The organism is Alphaproteobacteria bacterium (assembly GCA_017308135.1).
Taxonomy (GTDB): Bacteria; Pseudomonadota; Alphaproteobacteria; order CACIAM-22H2; family CACIAM-22H2; genus Tagaea.
The window spans coordinates 79,116-97,747 of sequence record JAFKFM010000009.1 but is presented as its reverse complement, the minus strand read 5'-3'; the positions used below and the strand labels follow the sequence as shown (position 1 = coordinate 97,747).

The window sequence follows — 18,632 nt, the reverse complement described above, 5'->3', positions numbered from 1 at the left end:
ACGGGCCGTTTGAAAGGAAACGCGGATGGGGGGAGCCCTACGCTTCGCGGTCGTGCGCCTGTTGCAGGTCATCCCGGTGGTGATGGCGATCGGCGCGCTGAATTTCGTGCTTTTGAACATGGCGCCCGGCGACGTCGCGGACGTGCTGGCGGGTCAGATGGGCCATGCCACGCCCGAATTGATGGCGCAGCTGCGCCGTGAATTCGGTCTCGACCGGCCATATTACGAACAATTCGCCATCTATCTCGGCAAGCTCGCGGTGCTCGATCTGGGCACGTCGCATCTCCAGCAATTGCCGGTGATCGATCTGATTCTCGATCGCCTTCCCGCGACGTTGATCTTGATGGTCACGGCGATCGGTATCGCCATCGTCGTCGGATTGCTGCTCGGCGTGGCCGCCGCGCGCCGCCAAGGCGGCTGGCTCGATGGCGTCATCTCGGTCGTCGCGCTGATCGTTTACGCGACGCCCGCATTTTGGCTGGGGCTGATGCTGATCGTCGCGTTCTCGATCCATCTGGACCTCGTGCCGTCGGGCGGCATGTCGCGCATCGGCGCGGGCACGGCGGGCTTCGCCTATGCGCTGGAAGTCGCGCATCACTTGATCCTGCCCGCGATCACGCTGGGTCTGTTCTACGTCGCCATCTATACGCGGCTGATGCGCGCTTCGATGCTCGAAATCTATCGCCTCGAATTCATCACCACGGCGCGCGCCAAAGGCCTGTCTGAAGGGCGTATCGCCTGGACGCACGCGTTCCGCAACGCGCTGCTGCCGGTCGTCACGCTGGCCGGCGTGCAGATCGGCCATATCCTGGGCGGCTCGATCCTGGTTGAAACCGTCTTCGCGTGGCCCGGCCTGGGCCGCTTGGTGTTCGACGCGCTGCTGCAGCGCGATCTGAACTTGCTGCTCGGCATCCTGTTCGTCTCGTCGGCCGTCGTCGTGCTGGCGAGTCTCGTGGTCGATCTCGTTTACGGGTTGCTCGACCCGAGGATCGTGCAGAAATGAACGATCTCGCCGCATTCTGGTCGCGCTTCAAGACCAACCGCCCGGCCGTCGCGGGTTTGGCCGTTCTGGCCGCCGTGCTGATCATGGCGGCGATCGGGCCCGCACTCTATCCGACCGATCCGTTCGACATGGTCGGCCGGCCGTTCCAGCCGCCGTTCGGCGCCTATCCGTTGGGTACCGACGTTGCCGGGCGCGATATTCTGGCGGGCATCCTGCACGGGGCGCGCATCTCGCTGATGATCGGCATCATGGCGAGCCTTGCGGCCACGTTGTTCGGCGTCGCGGTCGGCGCGGTCGCCGGCTATTACGGCGGCTGGCCCGACAATCTGCTGATGCGGCTGACGGATTTCTTTTTGACGATTCCGTCTTTCGTGCTGGCGGTTGTGCTCGTGGCGATCTTCTCGCCCGATATCGTCACCATCGTGTTGGCGATCGCGGCCGTCTCATGGCCATCGGTGGCGCGTTTGGCGCGCGGCGAATTCATCGCCCATCGCCAGCGCGAATACGTGCTGGGTTGTCGGGCGTTGGGCATGCGCGATCGCGAAATCATCCTGTTCCAGATCATGCCCAACGCGCTGCCGCCGGTGGTCGTCGTCGCGTCGCTGACCGTGGCGACGGCGATCTTGACGGAATCGGGCCTGTCCTTTCTGGGGCTGGGCGATCCCAATCTCGTATCGTGGGGCTATATGATCGGCGTGGCGCGCACCGTCTTGCGCAGCGCTTGGTGGATGGCCGCGATCCCCGGCGTGATGATTCTGATCACCGTGCTCGCCATCAATCTGGTCGGCGAGGGCCTCAACGACGCGCTCAATCCGAGGCTCCGCCAGCGATGAAGCCCGTATTGCAAATCGACGATCTGTCGGTCGAGTTCGCGACGTCGCGCGGCCCCGTGGCGGCCGTGCGCGATCTTTCGTTCTCGATCGGCGAGGGCGAAACCGTGGCGCTGGTCGGCGAATCGGGGTCGGGCAAAAGCACGGCCGCGATGGCGATCTTGCGCTTGATCGCGTCGCCCCCGGGCCGCATCGCCAACGGGCGCATCCTGTTCGAAGGGACCGATCTGTTGGGCCTGTCGCAATCCGATTTGCGCAAAGTGCGCGGCGATCGGATCGGCATGATCTTCCAGGACCCGATGATGGCGTTGAACCCGGTCTATACCGTGGCGCGTCAGATCGGCGAGGTGCTGGAACTTCATCGCGGCATCACCGGCCGCGCGGCGATGGACGAGATCGTGTCGCTGCTGCGCCTGGTCGGCGTGCCCGCCCCCGAAACGCGCGCGGGCCAGTATCCGCACAATCTTTCCGGCGGCATGCGCCAGCGCGTGATGATCGCGATGGCGCTGGCTTGCAAGCCCAAGCTGTTGATCGCCGACGAGCCGACGACCGCGCTCGACGTGACGGTACAAGCGCAGGTGATGCGCCTGATCGAGGATTTGAAGGCGCGGCTGGGCATGTCGGTGCTGCTGATCACCCACGATCTGGGCGTGGTGTCGCAAAGCGCCCATCGCGTGGTGGTGATGTATGCCGGCCGCAAGGTCGAGGAGGGCGCCACGCGCGAGATCTTCGCGAAGCCGCGCCATCCTTATACGCAAGGCCTGCTGCGCGCCGCGCGGCGCGCGCGCGCCGACGACGGCACGCTGTGGGAAATCCGCGGGACGGTGCCGTCGCCGCATGCGATGCCGCCGGGCTGCAGCTTCGCGCCGCGCTGCGATCTGGCGCAAGAATCCTGCGCCGCCGCCATGCCCGAATTAACCCGCATGGCCGACCGGCACGAAGTCCGCTGCTTCGTCGCGGCGAAGGGGGCGGTATGAGCGCGCCGGTGCTGGAGGTCGAGAACCTCGTCAAACATTATCCGGTCGGCGGCGGTCCCTTCGCGCCGCGCAAGGTCGTCCACGCGCTCGACGGCGTGTCGCTGCGCGTGGCGCGTGGCGAGACATTGGCGATCGTCGGCGAATCGGGCTGCGGTAAATCGACCTTGGCGCGCTGCTTGATGCGGCTGGAGGATCCGACCGGCGGAACGATCCGCCTCTACGGTACCGATATCACGCATCTGGGCGCCGACGCTTTGCGGCCGTTGCGCCGACGTATCCAGATCGTGTTCCAGGATCCCTATGCCAGCCTCAACCCGCGCTGGTCGATCGGCACGTTGATGACCGATCCGCTGCGCCTGCACTCGAAGTTGTCGCGCGGCGATCGCCGCCGGCGGGCGGCCGAGCTGCTGGCCATCGTCGGCCTCGGCGAGGAGTTCATGGAGCGCTATCCGCACGAATTGTCGGGCGGGCAGCGTCAGCGCGTGGCGATCGCGCGCGCCTTGGCGGTCGAGCCCGACGTGATCGTTTGCGACGAGCCGGTTTCGGCCCTCGACGTGTCGATCCAAGCGCAAGTTATCAATCTGTTGATGCGCTTGCGCCAGCAATTCGGGATCGCGCTGGTGTTCATCTCGCACGATCTGTCGCTGGTGAAGCATATCGCCGATCGCATCGCGGTCATGTATCTGGGCCAGATCGTCGAACTCGCCGACGCCGCCAAGATGCGGGACGGCGCGACGCATCCCTATTCGCGTGCGCTGTTCGCCGCCGCCCCCACGGTCGATCCCGATCCGGGCGCGGTGCGCGAAGCGCCGATCGGCGGCGACGTGCCAAGCCCCCTCGATCCGCCCTCGGGCTGCCGCTTCCATACGCGCTGCGCCTTCGCGAAGGAGGATTGCGCCGCCACCGCGCCGCCGTTGCGCGTGGTCGAAGGCCGCGCGGTACGCTGCCATTACGCGGGCGAGATCGATTTCGCCCGTTGGGAAGGAAACCGGACATGATCGACGCCGCCGCATTCCATCGCGATATGACCAATGTTTCGGCGTTCGGCGCCACGCCGGATGGCGGCGTGTGCCGGCTCACGGCCGGCAAGGAAGACGGCGCCGCGCGCGACTGGTTCGCCGATCGGCTGAAAACGGAAGGCTTCGAGATAAAAGTCGACGCGATCGGCAATATGTTCGGCCTGGCGCGCACGGCAGCACCCGATGCGCCGTGGCTGCTGACCGGATCGCATCTCGACAGCCAGCCCACCGGCGGCAAATACGACGGCGCTTACGGCGTGATCGCATCGCTGCACGCGGCGATCGCGGCCAAGCGCGAAGCGGGACTCACGCGCAATATCGCGGTGGTGAATTGGACGAACGAGGAGGGCGCGCGCTATCAGCCCTCGCTGATGGGCAGCGGCGTCTATACCGGCGCATTGGCGTTGGAGACGGCGCTCGCGGCCCTCGATGGCGACGGCGTTTCGATGGGCGAATCGCTCGCCGCGATCGGCTATGCGGGGAAGGATGCGGGGCCGGCGCCTTCCGCCGTCGCCGGCTATCTCGAAATCCATATCGAGCAGGGGCCGGCATTGGAACGCGCCGGGCGCAAGATCGGTGTGGTCACCGGCAATTGGGGCACGGCGAAATACGTCGTCGAATTCCGCGGCAAGGCCGCACATACCGGCCCGACGCCGATGGCCGAGCGGCGCGACGCGCTGCTCCCGGCGGCCGAGCTGATCCTGGCCGTGCGCAAGCTTTCCGACGAAACCGGCGGCGCATTGCTGAGTTCGGTCGGGCGTCTGGAAGTCGGCCCCAATTCCAGCAACGTGGTGCCCGAAACGGTGACATTGTTCGCGGAGTTGCGCGACGTCGATGGCGCGCGCCTCGCCAAGGCGTGCGAAAAATTCCACGCGACGATCGAGGCTTTGCGCGGCAAGGGGATCGAAATCAAACTACGCCAGACGGTCGATCGCAAAGTCGCCGATTTCGATCCGGGCGTGCGCGCGGCGATCGCCGCCGCGGCGCGGGCGGAAGGTCACGAACCGCTGGAACTGCGCACCGTCGCGGGCCACGACGCCGTGCCGGTTTCGGCCAAAGTTCCGACCGCGATGATCTTCGTCCCCAGCCGCGACGGCATCAGCCACAACGCGGCCGAATTCACGGAGCCGGCGGATTTGCTGATCGGCACGCAAGTTTTGGCGCGTACGCTGTTCGATCTCGCGCGGCGGTGATCTGCGTGATAGTCCCTCGCATTCGGACGCCCGATCTGCGGGAAACCCTATCTCTAACCGATTGAATTCACGCGACGTTCGCGTGCGCTGACTTGGTAGGGGTCACAGGTTCGATCCCTGTAGCGCCCTCCATCCGGAGTACGTCAAAACCATGACGATCAAACCGGCGTCGGCTGTCACTTCGCCGGCTGGCGTTTGAAGTCGAAATAGCCCTTGCGCCAACGGGTGTAGACGACGCGTTCGAAGAGCCCGGCGCGCGAATATGGCTCGGCGTTCATGAACGCTTCCGCCACGGCGCGCTCGTCCGTATCGACGATATAGAAGCTACCCGGCGCCACGCTGCCGTCGTCGTTGAGCTTGGCGCCCGCCGCCAGCAGTTTGCCGACATTCGCGTCGAGATAGGCGAGATGTTCCGGGCGCAGCTTGTTGCGTGTGTCTTCGGTATCGGGGCGATGATGGGTCTCGACAAGATAGGGCATCGCGGCTTCCGTTCAGGCTTTGAGGGCGGATTCGAACACGGCGACGCCCGCGGCGGCGACCGCTTCGTCCTTGTCGGGCGAAGCGCCGCTCGCACCTACCGCTCCCACGAGGCTCATGCCGCTCATCAGCGGCAGGCCGCCGGCGAAGGGTACGACATTGGGCAGTGCGATCAGACCGATCGTGCCGGCCGCGACGCCTTCGCCGAATTTGGCCGTCGGGCGTTTGAACATGACCGACGACTTCGCCTTGGCGAAGGCGATCTCGACCGTGCCCGCGTGGATGCCGTCCATCCGCGACAGCGCCAGCGGATGGCCGCCGTCGTCGACCACCGCGATAGTCATCACCAGGCCAAGCTCGCGCGCTTTGGCTTCGGACGCTTCGAGCATCGCCTTGGCGACTTCGAGCGTCAGGACGGGTTTGGTCTGCAGCTTGTTCATCGCAATCCCTCGATTCACGCCTTGATCAGCGCCTTGACGAAATCGCGCAGCGCCATGCCCGGCTTGCCGCCGAACTTCGCCGCCGTCGCGTTGACGTGGGAGAGTATACCGTCGTCGTGGATCTCGCGCGCGTGACCGATGGGAGCGCTCATCGCCGACGCCGTGCCCGCGACGATGCCGCGCTTGTCGAGTTCGGCAAGACGCAAGATCCCGGCATTGTCCTTGCCGACGCCCGCGTCGCTGAAGAAGATCGCGAAGACGCCGACATTGACGACGTCGTCGGGTCGGCCGCGGAACAAGGCGGCATGCGAACCCGTCACGACGATGGCGCCCGCATCCTCGGGACTCAGCATGGGCGCTGCGTCGAGATAGGCGACCGTGCGTCCGCCGGGCGTCAATGTGGGCGGATGGCGCTCGCCGCCCCAGATCGGCGGCAATTCGCTCGTGCCCAGCGGCGCCGACTTCATTCGTTCGGCGCAGTCGCGCACACTTTGGCCGGGTGCGCAGCCAAGTTTGCGCGCGGTTTCGTTGACGTGGCTGACGATGCCTTGCGCTAGCATGTCGTCGCCGTCGGCGATATGGCAGGTCATCGCATCGGCCGTCGCGGCGGCGACGCCCACCCGATCGAGATAGGGTAGGCCGTTGATGCCGGCGTTCTTCTTTCCGATGCCTGCGTCGTTGAGGATCACAGCGCGCGCGCCCCATTTGGCGGCGTTGTAGGCGTTGTATTCGCCGCCGTAGGAGCCAGAGATCAACACATGCCCGGCACAATCGGGCGAGGCGGTGGCGCTGCTCGACGCGGTAAAGATCTTGACGTCCGTCATGGCCGCTTCCTTCCGCGCGTCAGACGCGCACTTTGGCGATCAGTGCCGCGAGTTCCGCGTATTCGGCCTCTGTCAGGTCGGACAAAGGCGGTCGGACTTTGCCCGCACTCCGGCCGATGACGCGCACACCCGCTTTTACGATGCTGACGGCGTAGCCTTGCTGGCGGCCGCGCAGTTTCGAATAGGGCAGCAGAAAACGCGTCAGGAATTCGCGGATCTTCGACTCGTCGCGGCGCATCACCGCATCGTGGAAGCCGATCGCGGCTTCGGGAATGAAGTTGAAGATCGCGGAGGAGTAGGTGGGCACGCCCATGCCATAATAGGCCTGCGCGTAGATTTCCGCCGTCGGCATGCCGTTGATGAAGGTGAGCCGATCGCCGGCAGCCGCGCGCATGCGCAGCAATTCTTCGGTATCGCCCACACCGTCCTTGATCGCGATCAAATTCGGGTGCGCGTCGGCCAAGCGCATCACCGTTTCGGCGTTCAGGCGGCAATTGGCGCGGTTGTAGACGATGACGCCGAGCTTGGTCGCCGCACAGATCGCGCCGATATGCGCGGCCAATCCTTGCTGGGACGCTTCGGTGAGATAGGGGGGCAGCAGAAGCAGACCGTCGACACCCGCACGTTCGGCTTCCTGGGCGTAACTGATCGCGGCACGCGTGCCGAAGCCCGACGCGCCGATGACGAGCTGCCCGGGGCAGCGCGCTTCGACCGCGATGCGCATCGTCGCGGCGAACTCGTCGGCGGTCAGCGAAAAGAACTCGCCCGCGCCACCCGCGATGAATTGGCCTGCACTGGGATAGGCCGACAGCCAGTCCAGACGCGCGCGGAAGGATTTCGGATCGAAGCGATCTTCGGCGTCAAAATCGGTCAAGGGGAAGGACAGCAGACCGCTGGCGAGGCGCAATTTGAGTTCAGACGGGCTGGTGGAGCTTGGCATCATTGCGACCTTTGACGTTCCTTCCGATTTTTATGGATTATGCATAATGCATAATTTTCGGAGAAGAAAGTCTTAGATCATCTGTTTTCAGAGACGCTGAAAATCAGCAAATAATCAGTATCTTAACAAGATACGGCGGACCGCCTACGGGCCGGTGGTTTGACAGAAGAGGGGGGTATGTCTATCCCTACTGCGTAGAAATTCGGGTGTCGTGCGACGGGATTGGCGCCTGCAGCGACGCGCGGGAGGAAGCGAAAAGCGATGCAGCTCGGCGACATTCTGGCGATCGAGGATTTGCGCCGAGCGGCGAAGCGGCGTTTGCCGCGCTTGTTGTTTGAGCTGATCGAATCGGGTGTGGAATCCGAGCGCGGGCTTGTTCGCAATCGCGCGGCGTTCGAGCACCGGACGCTGCTGCCGCGCTACATGGTCGACGTCTCGCGAATCGATCTTGCGACGCTGCTGTTCGGTGAAACGCACACCGCGCCGTTCGGCTTGGCGCCGACGGGATTCGCGGGGCTGCTGCGGCGCGACGCGGATTTCATGCTGGCCGAGGCGGCCGTCACCGCCGGCATTCCCTTCATTCTGTCGGGGGCGAGCGTTGCAGCACCGGAGGAGATCGGGCCGATCGGGGCGGGTAAGGCCTGGTACCATTTTTATCCAGCGAAGGATCGCGCGATTACCGATGATCAGTTGAAACGCGCGTGGGATAGCGGCTTTCGCACGCTGGTCTATACGGCCGACAATCCGGTTTATCCCAAGCGCGAGCGCGACACGCGCAACGGCTTCGGCAAACCGATCGCGAAAATGCCGCCGGCGATCGTGTTGGAAGCGTTGCTGCATCCCGCGTGGCTGATCGGCTATTTGCGCGGCGGCGGCATGCCGGTGATGCGCAGCTGGGCCAAATACGCGCCGCCGGGCGCCGACGGTCTGGGCGTGGCGACGTTTTTCCGCTCGCAAAGCCCGTCGATCCAAACCTGGGACGATATCGCGCGGCTGCGGGCGGCGTGGCGCGGCAGGTTCCTGCTTAAGGGAATTCAGCATCCCGACGACGCGGTGCGCGCGGCGCAGGCGGGGATCGACGGCGTGATCGTTTCCAATCACGGCGGTAAATCCTTCGATCCGCTGCCCTCGCCGTTGACGACGCTGCCCGCGATCAAACGCGCCGTCGGCGACGCCATCCCGGTGATGCTCGATAGCGGAATCCGGCGCGGCTCCGATATCGTCATCGCCAAGTGTTTGGGGGCCGATTTCACGTTCGTCGGCCGCGCGACGTTGTATGGCGCGGTCGCCTATGGCAAGCCGGGCGCCGCGAAAGCGATCGACATCTTGCGCCAGGAAATCGCGTCGTCGCTCGCGCTGATCGGCTGCCCCGAATTCACGAAGCTGTCGGCCGAATTCCTCGCCGAAGGCTAAGCGGCACCCGCGTCGGGCGTCGGCGTCGACGCCTTGTGCAGGCGACGCTTGCCGCCGTCGAAATGGCGGCGGATCGCCGCAGCGGCCGCGTCCCCGTCACCCGCGACGAAGGCCGCGAGGATCTCGTGATGCTCGGCCAGCACTTCCTCGGCGGGCGAACCGTCGGTCGAGCGCGAGATATAGAGCCGCGATTGATGCAGGATCGCGTTGAGATCGGCGTAGACCGCGATCATCGCGAGATTGCCGGAACTCGCCACGATCGCGCGATGGAAGTTCTGATCTTCCGCGATGAAATTGTCGTATTCGCGATAACGCGTGCCCAGACGTTTGGTTTTCGACATTTTCTCGAACGCGGCGGTCATCGCGGCAATGGTTTCGGGATTCTTGCGCGGGGCGCCGATGCGCGCGCATTCGCCTTCCATCATGATGCGGAAGTCGAGCAGGTCGCGCAGATATTTGGGATCGGGCGCGGGGGCGACCGAATAGCCGGTGTAGAACTCCGAAACGACGAGTTTCTCGCTTTCGAGCCGCGCCAGGGCTTCGCGGATCGGCGAGGAACTCACGCCCAGACCGCGCGATAGAATCTCGATCGTCAGCCGCTCGCCGGGTTTCAGCGTCTGATCGAGGATCCGTTCCTTGATGTCCTCGTAGACCTGATCGGCGATCGTGCTGCGCGTCAGCACGCGTGCGCTTTTTAAAGTCGGCTTCCGGCCCATGTCGACTCGCTTGGTTTCGTCGCGCGCGATGGAGATTACAGCGAAATTCCCAAATCCAGGGATAGCACGACCCCCGGGCTGTTGCATAACATCAGGCAATATGCATAATGTCAAATCACTCGGCAGTAATAAAATAGACTAAGTATCTATTTAGCAAAACAAATTCCGATTTTCTCGAAATCGGGTTGTGACGCAAAAACCCGGCTTTCCGGGATGCGGGAGGGACGATGAAGGTGCATCTCGTCGGAGATGCCGGCCGTCAGGCCGAGCGGTTGAAAGGTTTGCTGGGCGACGGTTTCGATATCGTCACGTTGCCCGTCGAAGCCGCCTATTCGCCCCGTTTCGACAATTCGATCGCGCCCGAAGACGTCGTCGTCGCGCTGCGCTTCCAGCGCGCGCAGGCGGCCCCTCGCTTTTCGCTGCTGCACGTGCCCGGCGCCGGGCTCGACGGCATCACATTCGAGACGCTCGCGCCGGAAACCGCCGTGTGCAACGTGTTCGAACACGAAGCGCCGATCGCGGAATTCGTGCTCTGGGCGATGCTGAATTGGGAAATCCGCCCGGATGCGCTGCGCTTCACGGCCGATACGTGGTCGGACCGGTTCCGCGCGCGCCAGCCGCACGGCGAAATCCTGGGCCGCAGTATCGGCATCGTCGGTTTCGGGCGCATCGGTCGCGCGATCGCGACGCGCGCCAAGGCCTGCGGCATGCGCGTCGTGGCACTCGATCGCTCGTTGGGCGACGCCCGCGCGTTGGTCGACACGGTCGTACCGCGCGACGATTTGCCTGCGCTGCTGGCCCACAGCGACTATGTCGTGCTGGCGGCCCCGCTGACCGACGAAACGCGCGGGCTGATGAACGCCAAGACTTTCGCCGCGATGAAGAAGTCGGGCGTGTTCATCAACGTGTCGCGCGCCGAACTCGCCGACGAACAGGCGTTGTTCGAAGCGCTGCGCGACAAGACCATCGCCGGCGCCTATCTCGACGTTTGGTACGCCTATCCCAAAAGCGCAGAGGAAAAGGTCGCGCCGTCGCGCTTCCCGTTTCTCGATCTGCCCAACGTGATCGCCACACCGCATTCGTCGGCGTGGACCAGCGCTTTGCCGGGCCGGCGCTACGCGATCATCGCCGACAACATCAAGCGCCATCGCGCGGGCCACACGCTGACCAACCAAGTGCGCGCGTCGCGCGCGTGACCGAAGCCGGAGAGAGATTCGTGGGTTCCGACATCAAGATCAAAATCGTCAAGATCGAAACGCTGGTTGTCAACGCGCAGATGCGCAATTGGCTGTTCGTCAAGGTCACGACTGATCAGCCGGGTCTCTACGGCTGGGGCGAGGCGAGTCTGAATTGGAAGACGCGCGCGGTGGTTGGCGCGGTGGAGGATTTGTCGACGCTGCTAATCGGCCGCGATCCGCGCGACATCGAGCAGAATCTGCGCATTCTCAATAAGCATAGCTACTATCGCCTGGGCATCGTCGGAGCGACCGCGATTTCGGGCATCGAGCACGCGCTGTGGGACATCTTCGGCAAAAGCCTAAACCTGCCGCTGTGGCGCCTGATCGGCGGTCAGACGCGCGACAAGGTGCGCGTCTATACGCATCTGGGCCTCGGCGACATGAAATCGGTCTACGAGACTTTCGACGAAGGCGCGCTGCGCGATCTGGCGCTGGCGGTCGTCGCGAAGGGCTACGACGCGCTCAAGGTCGTGTTCATCCCCTATACGCATTACACGGCCGATCTGCCGTCGCGCCGCCATGTCGGCCGTATGATGCGCGTGCTGCGCGAAGCGGTCGGCGAGCGCGTGGATATCATGATCGACTTCCACGGCCGTCCGGCGACCGTCGCGGCGGCGCTGCAATACATCGAAGAACTCGCACCCTACGCGCCGATGTTCTGCGAGGAGCCGGTCCAGCCCGGCGACACCGAGGCGTTGCGCCTGGTGACCGAGCGCGCGAATTGTCCGATCGCCTCGGGCGAGCGATTGGTCGGCTTCAAAGAATTCGAGCCGATCTTCCAGACGAAAGCGCTGCACATCATCCAGCCGGATCTGAACCACACCGGCGGCATTCTGGAAGGCAAGCGCATCGCGGCGGCGGCCGAGCAAGCCTATATGGGTGTGGCCCCGCACAACCCGAACGGTCCGATCGCGGGCGCCGCGGCGTTGCACTTCGCCGTATCGACGCCGAATTTCGTGATCCAGGAAGAAATGAGCGGCGCCGTGCCCTGGTACGACGACGTCGTGCGCACGCCGATGAAGCGCGACGGCGCGTTCTGGGCGGTGCCGCATGCACCAGGCCTGGGCGTCGAGATCAACGAGAAAGAAGCCGCCAAGCATCCGTTCGAGCAGGAAGTCGTCCACACGCGAAATGCCGTCCTCGCTGACGGCACCGTCGTGGATTGGTGAGCCGAAATGGCCGGTCCCAAAGTCTTCGTGCCGTTCAAGCACGACGCGCGCACGCTGCCCGGTTCGCTTCGGCGCATCGCCACACCCGGCGGCGTGCACAATGCGACGCCGTCGCGCATCCTGTTCGGGGCGGGCACGCTGTCGCGCTTGCCCGACCTGCTGCGCGATCTCGGCGTCAAGAAGCCGCTGATCATCACCACACCGGGGCGCAAAGGTTTGGGCCAACGCGTGGCCGATCTCGTGGGGCCGGATTGTGCGGGCATTCTGCCCGAAGCGATCAGCCAAGTGCCGATCGAATCGGCGATCAAGGGCCGCGAAGCCTTCCGCAGGAGCGGCGCCGACGCGCTGATCAGTGCGGGCGGTGGGGCGGCGGTGGGCTTGGGCAAGGGCATCGGCCTCGAACTCGGCGTGCCGATCGTCGCGATCCCGACGACCTATTCGGGATCGGAGATGACTGGGTTTTGCGGAATCACGATCGACGGTGTGAAACGCATGCACACCAGCCTCAACATGCTGGCAACCTGCGTGATCTACGATCCCGAACTCAGCGTATCGTTGCCGCTGGAGGTTTCGGCCGCCAGCGCCTTCAACGCGCTGGCGCATTGCGTGGATGTGCTCTACGTGCCGACCGTCAGCCCGATCATTCTGCCCAGCGCCGTCGAAGGCGCGAAGTTCATCTTCGATGCGCTGCCGCGCGTGGCGAAGAACCCGGCCGATCTCGATGCGCGCGCCGATCTGCTTTACGGCGGTATGCTGGCGGGGGCCGCACTCACCGGCGGCTTCGCGTTCCAGCATGGCCTCGCGCATACGCTGGGCGGCTCCTTCGGCGTGCCACACGGCCATTCCCACGCGCTCGTACTGCCTTATGTCACCGCCTACAACCAACGCATGGCGCCGGCGGCACTCGCCCCCCTTGTCAAGGCGCTTGGCATGCCCGATCTCGGCGCGGGTCTGTTCGATCTGCTGGCGAAATCGGGATTGCCGCAATCCTTGCGCGCGGTCGGGCTCGACGAGTCGATCATTGATCGCGCGGCGAAAATCACCGTCGAAACCGACAACGGCCTCAATCCCGTCCCGATCACTTACGATGCCGTCGCGGCGATTTTGCGCGACGCGTTGGACGGCAAGCGTCCGTCGCTGGGGGGCGCATGATCGAACGTTTCGTCAATGTCTTTTGGATCGCGCTGGGCTTCGGCGCGGCCGCCATGGCGCTGCAGATGAAACTGGCCGGCCCTTACGGGCCGGACAGCGGCCTGTTCCCGTTTATTGCCGGCGCCATGGTTGGATTGGGCGGGCTTGCCCTGATGTTCGCGCGCGGTCATGCGGTGGCAAACATCGAATGGCCGTCGCGCACCGGCTTCTGGCGGGTGGGCGGCGTGGTCGGCGGTATGGCCGTGCTAATTCTGCTCCTGCCTTATATCGGCTTCAGCGTCGCGTCGTTCGTCACGATGATCATCCTGATGCGCTTTGTCGAACGCGTCGGCTGGCGTCAGTCGATCGTCATGTCGCTCGCGTCCGTTTTGGGCGTCATCGTCGTCTTCGGCCATCTGCTGGAAATGCAGCTGCCCCGCGGGCCTTGGGGGTTCTGACATGGATGCGATCGCCGGCCTCGCCCAAGGTTTCCAGGTCGTCCTGCAGCCGCAGAATCTATTCTTCTGTCTAATCGGCAGTGTGATCGGCACGCTGATCGGCGTGTTGCCCGGCATCGGCCCCTTAGCAGCGCTGGCGTTGCTGCTGCCCGTAACTTTCACGATGACGCCGGTCGCCGGTGTGCTGATGCTCGCGGCAATCTTCTACGGCGCCATGTATGGCGGATCGACCACATCGATTCTGTTGAACATGCCGGGCGAAGCGGCATCGGTCGTCACTTGCCGCGACGGCTATCAGATGGCGCGCCAAGGCCGTGCGGGCGCGGCCCTCGGCATTTCGGCGATCGGATCCTTCGTCGCAGGCACGTTGTCGGTCATCGCTCTGACATTCTTCGCGCCCGCGCTGGGCGGTTTCGCGCTGCGCTTCGGCCCGCCCGAGAATTTCGCGCTGATGGTGCTGGGGCTCGTCTGCACCGTGTTCATGATCTCGGGCTCGCGCCTTAAAGGCCTCGTCATGGTCGCGGCCGGGTTTCTGGTCGCGACCGTCGGCATCGACGTCGTGAACGGGAAGGAGCGCTATACGTTCGGCACAATCAATCTAACCGGCGGTATCGACATTCTGGCGCTGGTCATCGGCCTCTATGGCGTGACCGAGATTCTGTCGAATGTCGAACAAAAGATCAAATCGACGCTGATCACAACGAAGGTCACGAAGATCTTTCCGACGCGTGACGATTTGCGCCGATCGTTCGCACCGATCCTGCGCGGCAGCGGGCTCGGCTTTCTGCTCGGTCTCGTGCCGGGCGGCGGACCGATCACCGCGTCTTTCATGTCTTACGCGATGGAACAGCGCATTTCTAAGACGCCGGACGCTTTTGGCAAGGGTGCGATCGAAGGCGTCGCGGGACCGGAATCGGCGAATAACGGCGCGGTCGGCGGCAGCATGGTGCCCGTCCTGTCGTTGGGCATTCCCGGCACGCCGGTGACGGCGCTGTTGCTGGGGGCGTTGGTGATCCAGGGTATTCAGCCGGGGCCGCTGTTCATCACCCAGCACTCGGATTTGTTTTGGGGTGTCGTCGCCAGTATGTATATCGGCAACGTGCTGCTGTTGATCCTCAACCTGCCGCTGGTCGGCATGTGGGTGCAGCTGCTGCGTATTCCTTACAGCTACTTGTTCCCGGTTGTGCTGCTGCTCAGCATCGTCGGCACGTATTCGGCCAACAAGAACGTGTTCGATCTTTGGGTGATGCTCGGCTTTGGCGTGATCGGTTGGTTCCTTCGCAAGCTCGAATACGATTTCGCACCTTTCATCATCGCCTTCATCCTGGCGCCGCTGATGGAACAGTCGCTGCGCCAGTCGCTGACGATGTCCGCCGACGGAATGATGATCTTCGCCCAGCGGCCCATAGCCGCTGTCCTGTTCGGGATCTGCGCCGTGCTCATCGCGCTGATCTTTGTGAAACGACGTAAAAATGAGCTAACGGAGGAAATCCACAATGCTGAAAAGACGAGTTCTTAACGCCTTCATCGCGGCCGCGGCTGCGGGCTTGATCGCTGCGGCTCCAGCTGTCGCGCAGGACACGAAGGCGGAGCTGGCGAAGCTCAAGCCCGCCGGCTTCCCGAACCAAACGCTGGAGATGACGGTCGTCTATCCGGCTGGCGGCGGCGCCGACCTCACCGCACGTCTGTTGGCGCGCACGATGGAGCAGATCTCCAACGAGAAAATCGTCGTCAACAACCGAACCGGCGGGGCGGGGATGGTCGGCCACGCGTGGCTCGCGACCCAAGCGCCCACCGACGGCACGGCGATGGGCATGCTGGTCAATCTCGTCTGGGGCGACGCGATGCTGCGCGCGGAAGGCCGCTGGAGCTACACCGATCTCGAGCCGATCGGCTATCTCAACAGCGACCCGATGATCTGGGCGGTCACGACCGACGGCCCGCTGAAGTCGATGTCGCTGGCGCAGATCGCGCAAGCCGGCAAGGACAAGCCCAACACGATCCGCGTGGCGACGGTGCCGGGTTCGATGTGGGATTATTTGATCGAGCAGGTCGAAACCAATACGGGTGCGAAGTTCCTGAAAGTGCCGTTCCAGAGCGGCGGCCAGGGTACGACCGCGCTGATCGGCAATAACGTCGATATCGCGCCCGCGTTCTTCGCCGAGCTACGCGCCCATATCGACTCGGGTAAGGTTCGCCTTGTCGGGATCGCGTCGAATAAGCGTGTCGCGCATCTGCCGAACCTGCCGACCTTCAACGAGGAACTGAAGGGCACGGACTACGAATGGACGCTGATCCGTTTCGTGGTCGTGCCGAAGAAGGTGGCGCCGGAGCGTAAGGCGTATCTTTCCGCCCTTGTGCGCACGGCGATGAAGGATGCGGGATTGATCGCGGAGTACGGCAAGATGGGCGTCGATTTCGACCCCGCCTTGCGCGATGCCGCCGATCCAGCTGCGGCCCTCAACGCCGCCGCCGAGAAGGAGCGGGAATTCTACAAGAAGACCGGCCGTCTCAAGTAAGCGCGGGTTCACCGATTCGAAAAGGAAAGGGCGGGTCGCACGACCCGCCCTTTTTTACGGCTCAATGTGTCAGATGCCTTCCCAACAGCCCATGATTTCCCGCAAGCCAATGCTCGATCTGCGGGAAACCCTGTCCCTAACGGATTGAATTTAAAAGATGTCCGCGTACGTTGACATGGTAGGGGTCACAGGTTCAATCCCTGTAGCGCCCACCATCCGGACCTCCAATAAAATCAGCAATCCCGCCGCGCGCCACGCGGCAAGACTCATCTGGCGCGGTGCGAAAACATCGGACGGCCGGCGATCGGCATATCCGCGCACAGAATGCTGCCCGTCGCAGCTTCGGTGATGAATAGCGTGCAATTATCAGCGCCGCCGAAGGCGAGGTTGGTGACGGAACGTCCCGCGCAAGACCGTACGCGATAGAGCGGCTCGCCCAGATCGCTGAATACCCAGACGGCACCGTGGCGCGCTTGCGCGACCACGAGATTGCCGTCCATGTCGAGCGCCAGACCGTCGGGCCCCAAGCCGCCCGAGAGTTGAACGAAAACGCCCACGCCCATCGCGGGCGAGGTGGCCCCGCCGAGCGGTACGCGCCAGATCTGGTTCGCGTACATCGCCGCGATATAGAGCGAGGCTTGCGCCGCGTCGAGCACCAGCCCGTTGGGGTAGGGTACGTTGCCGAGCAGCAGCGACGTCTCGCCGCTGGGCGTGGCGCGATAGACCCGGCCGGTCGGGTCGGTCAGGCTGCTTTGGCCGGGCACGGTGAAATAGAGATCGCCGTTGTCGGCGAAGACGAGATCGTTGCAGCCGCGCAGCGGTTCCAGGTTCACGCGTTGGATGAAGGGCGTGATCGTGCCGCTGATCGGGTCGATCTCGAGGATGCCGCGCTTGTTGTCGGCCACGAAAATCCGGCCGTCGGCGTGGATCTTCAGCCCCGTCGGCTCGCCGTCGTAGCGCTTGAACAGTTCCCATTCGCCGCCTTGCGAGACGCGGAAGATACGCCCGCCCGCGATATCGACGCAGTACAGACGACCGTCGCGGTCGAAAGACGGGCCTTCGAGAAAGGAATGCGTTGAAAGGCCCGATAGTTCGAACTTCTCCCATTCGCTGAGTTCGCGCGGTTCGCGGAACGCGTCGGGCAGCCGCGAGCAAACGCGCGTTTCGATGTCTTTGGGCGGCGGATACATGCTTACGCGAAACCGAACAGGCGCGAAGGGGTCGACCACAACACCTTCTCGCGATCCTTCGCATCGGGCAACCAGCGCTTCAGTGCGGCGAATTGCGGGCCATAATCGATGCGCTGGTCGACGCATACGAATGGCCAGTCGGAGCCCCAGACGCAACGATCGAGCGTGAACGCATCGACGATGGCTTCGGCGAAAGGATCGACGTCGCGGTACGGGGCGCCGGCTTTCGACGTACGGAAGGGGCCGGAGAGTTTGCAGACCGCATCGGTTTCGCGCCCGAATTCGAGGATGGCTTGAAAGCCGGGCTGGTCGACGCCAAACCCCGCGTCGGGACGTCCATGATGGTCGATCATCACGCGCGTCTTGCGCGCGCGCAACAACGGTGCGACTTGCGCGAATTCCTCGCGCTCGCAATGGACTTGCACGAACCAACCCAGTTCGCGCGCTTTCGCGAAAAGGCGTTCCGAACCCGGCTCGTTCAAGGCGCGCTGGCCGTCCCAGCTGACATTGATCCGGAAGCCCACGATGCCCGCCGCCTTCAAGGTTTCGAGTTCGCGCATCGGCGTATCGCCATCGACCAGGGCTATACCCTTGAATCGGCCGCGTCCGGTTTCGATCGCCCGCAGCAGGCAGCGGTTATCGGTGTGATAGGGCTGGGCGCCGACGATCAGCGCATGCGTCACGCCATGCGCATCCAACACGGCGGCGAAATCCTCGACGCGACCCGCTTGGCAAGGTTCGGGGGTGTAAAGACGCTTGTCCGACAGCGGCAGATCGGGGCCGCAGAAGACGTGGGCGTGGCTGTCGACGATGCGATTCATGAGGAGCCTTCGGGCGGGATGTATGTTCCAAATAGTACTTTTTTGGTGCGCGGCGTCCATCGAATTCCGCGTGCGTCCGCCGGCGCCGCCGCAGTGTGGCATACATCTCTATCCCGTTCGATTTGCTTGTTAATATCTCGGTTATACGCGGCATCGGGGGGATGTCTTTCGCGTGTTGCCCGCGATCCCGCCAGATACGAAACACGGGACGCTTACGATTCTCGCTTCCGAAAACTTGTTCCTTTTGGTACATATTGTTTCGCAACGGTCGAAG

At 64.0% G+C, this 18,632-nt stretch carries 19 protein-coding genes; 12 read left to right on the top strand and 7 right to left on the bottom strand.

The genetic code is table 11. From position 1 onward, the window contains the following. The first annotated feature begins 25 nt into the window (after positions 1-25). The 5 genes from J0H39_13620 to J0H39_13600 are packed head-to-tail and all read left to right on the top strand — an operon-like array spanning position 26 to position 5,022. Positions 26-1,003, top strand: a complete 978-nt coding sequence (locus J0H39_13620; protein ID MBN9497789.1) for an ABC transporter permease — start codon at positions 26-28, stop codon at positions 1,001-1,003. Next, positions 1,000-1,836 carry an ABC transporter permease gene (locus J0H39_13615; protein MBN9497788.1) on the top strand — a complete coding sequence of 279 codons (837 nt, stop codon included), beginning with the start codon at positions 1,000-1,002 and terminating at the stop codon, positions 1,834-1,836. Before J0H39_13620 ends, J0H39_13615 begins: the two co-directional genes overlap by 4 nt. Further along, on the top strand, positions 1,833-2,810 hold the full coding sequence (locus J0H39_13610; GenBank protein MBN9497787.1) for an ABC transporter ATP-binding protein: 978 nt from the start codon (positions 1,833-1,835) through the stop codon (positions 2,808-2,810). Before J0H39_13615 ends, J0H39_13610 begins: the two co-directional genes overlap by 4 nt. Next, complete coding sequence (locus J0H39_13605; GenBank protein ID MBN9497786.1) at positions 2,807-3,808, top strand: dipeptide ABC transporter ATP-binding protein; 1,002 nt, start codon at positions 2,807-2,809, stop codon at positions 3,806-3,808. The genes J0H39_13610 and J0H39_13605 overlap by 4 nt, the downstream gene beginning before the upstream one ends. After that, complete coding sequence (locus J0H39_13600) at positions 3,805-5,022, top strand: M20 family metallo-hydrolase (protein ID MBN9497785.1); 1,218 nt, start codon at positions 3,805-3,807, stop codon at positions 5,020-5,022. Before J0H39_13605 ends, J0H39_13600 begins: the two co-directional genes overlap by 4 nt. Positions 5,023-5,198: 176 nt before the next feature. On the opposite strand, the gene J0H39_13595 is transcribed toward J0H39_13600, so the two are convergent. From J0H39_13595 to kdgD, 4 genes are read right to left on the bottom strand one after another with little or no spacing between them, the layout of a single operon-like run. Beyond that, positions 5,199-5,501, bottom strand: a complete 303-nt coding sequence (locus tag J0H39_13595; protein MBN9497784.1) for a YciI family protein — start codon at positions 5,499-5,501, stop codon at positions 5,199-5,201. A gap of 12 nt (positions 5,502-5,513) precedes the next feature. Then, entirely contained in the window at positions 5,514-5,939 is a 426-nt protein-coding gene (locus J0H39_13590; GenBank protein ID MBN9497783.1) for a heme-binding protein, read from the bottom strand. Between the two features lie 14 nt (positions 5,940-5,953). Further along, positions 5,954-6,763 carry a hypothetical protein gene (locus tag J0H39_13585; protein ID MBN9497782.1) on the bottom strand — a complete coding sequence of 270 codons (810 nt, stop codon included), beginning with the start codon at positions 6,761-6,763 and terminating at the stop codon, positions 5,954-5,956. 19 nt (positions 6,764-6,782) lie between these two features. Further along, complete coding sequence (gene kdgD, locus J0H39_13580) at positions 6,783-7,703, bottom strand: 5-dehydro-4-deoxyglucarate dehydratase (protein ID MBN9497781.1); 921 nt, start codon at positions 7,701-7,703, stop codon at positions 6,783-6,785. A 261-nt stretch (positions 7,704-7,964) separates the two neighbouring features. Here kdgD and J0H39_13575 point away from each other — a divergent pair, with 261 nt between their 5' ends. Further along, the gene (locus tag J0H39_13575; protein ID MBN9497780.1) at positions 7,965-9,116 is read left to right on the top strand and encodes an alpha-hydroxy-acid oxidizing protein; all 1,152 of its coding nucleotides are present in this window, start codon (positions 7,965-7,967) and stop codon (positions 9,114-9,116) included. Here J0H39_13575 and J0H39_13570 read toward each other — a convergent pair. Then, complete coding sequence (locus J0H39_13570; protein ID MBN9497779.1) at positions 9,113-9,832, bottom strand: GntR family transcriptional regulator; 720 nt, start codon at positions 9,830-9,832, stop codon at positions 9,113-9,115. The two genes, J0H39_13575 and J0H39_13570, sit on opposite strands and share 4 nt — an antisense overlap. A 227-nt stretch (positions 9,833-10,059) precedes the next feature. On the opposite strand from J0H39_13570, the gene J0H39_13565 reads away from it, so the two are divergent. The 6 genes from J0H39_13565 to J0H39_13540 are packed head-to-tail and all read left to right on the top strand — an operon-like array spanning position 10,060 to position 16,347. Then, positions 10,060-11,028: an NAD(P)-binding domain-containing protein gene (locus J0H39_13565; protein ID MBN9497778.1), complete on the top strand. Its 969-nt coding sequence runs from the start codon at positions 10,060-10,062 to the stop codon at positions 11,026-11,028. A gap of 38 nt (positions 11,029-11,066) precedes the next feature. Beyond that, positions 11,067-12,239 (top strand): D-galactonate dehydratase, encoded by a 1,173-nt coding sequence (locus tag J0H39_13560; GenBank protein MBN9497777.1) that lies wholly within the window; start codon positions 11,067-11,069, stop codon positions 12,237-12,239. Positions 12,240-12,245: 6 nt separating this feature from the next. Next, positions 12,246-13,391 (top strand): maleylacetate reductase, encoded by a 1,146-nt coding sequence (locus J0H39_13555; GenBank protein MBN9497776.1) that lies wholly within the window; start codon positions 12,246-12,248, stop codon positions 13,389-13,391. Then, positions 13,388-13,828 (top strand): tripartite tricarboxylate transporter TctB family protein, encoded by a 441-nt coding sequence (locus tag J0H39_13550; protein MBN9497775.1) that lies wholly within the window; start codon positions 13,388-13,390, stop codon positions 13,826-13,828. The genes J0H39_13555 and J0H39_13550 overlap by 4 nt, the downstream gene beginning before the upstream one ends. Before the next feature lies 1 nt (position 13,829). Beyond that, positions 13,830-15,347 (top strand): tripartite tricarboxylate transporter permease, encoded by a 1,518-nt coding sequence (locus J0H39_13545; protein MBN9497774.1) that lies wholly within the window; start codon positions 13,830-13,832, stop codon positions 15,345-15,347. Then, positions 15,325-16,347, top strand: coding sequence for a tripartite tricarboxylate transporter substrate binding protein (locus J0H39_13540; protein MBN9497773.1), 1,023 nt, complete (start codon positions 15,325-15,327; stop codon positions 16,345-16,347). The genes J0H39_13545 and J0H39_13540 overlap by 23 nt, the downstream gene beginning before the upstream one ends. Positions 16,348-16,613: 266 nt before the next feature. Here the strand turns inward: J0H39_13540 and J0H39_13535 are convergent, their stop codons facing one another. Both J0H39_13535 and J0H39_13530 read right to left on the bottom strand, forming a co-directional pair. Further along, the gene (locus J0H39_13535) at positions 16,614-17,537 is read right to left on the bottom strand and encodes an SMP-30/gluconolactonase/LRE family protein (protein ID MBN9497772.1); all 924 of its coding nucleotides are present in this window, start codon (positions 17,535-17,537) and stop codon (positions 16,614-16,616) included. A 2-nt stretch (positions 17,538-17,539) separates the two neighbouring features. Then, on the bottom strand, positions 17,540-18,358 hold the full coding sequence (locus J0H39_13530) for an amidohydrolase family protein (GenBank protein MBN9497771.1): 819 nt from the start codon (positions 18,356-18,358) through the stop codon (positions 17,540-17,542). Positions 18,359-18,632 lie beyond the last annotated feature (274 nt).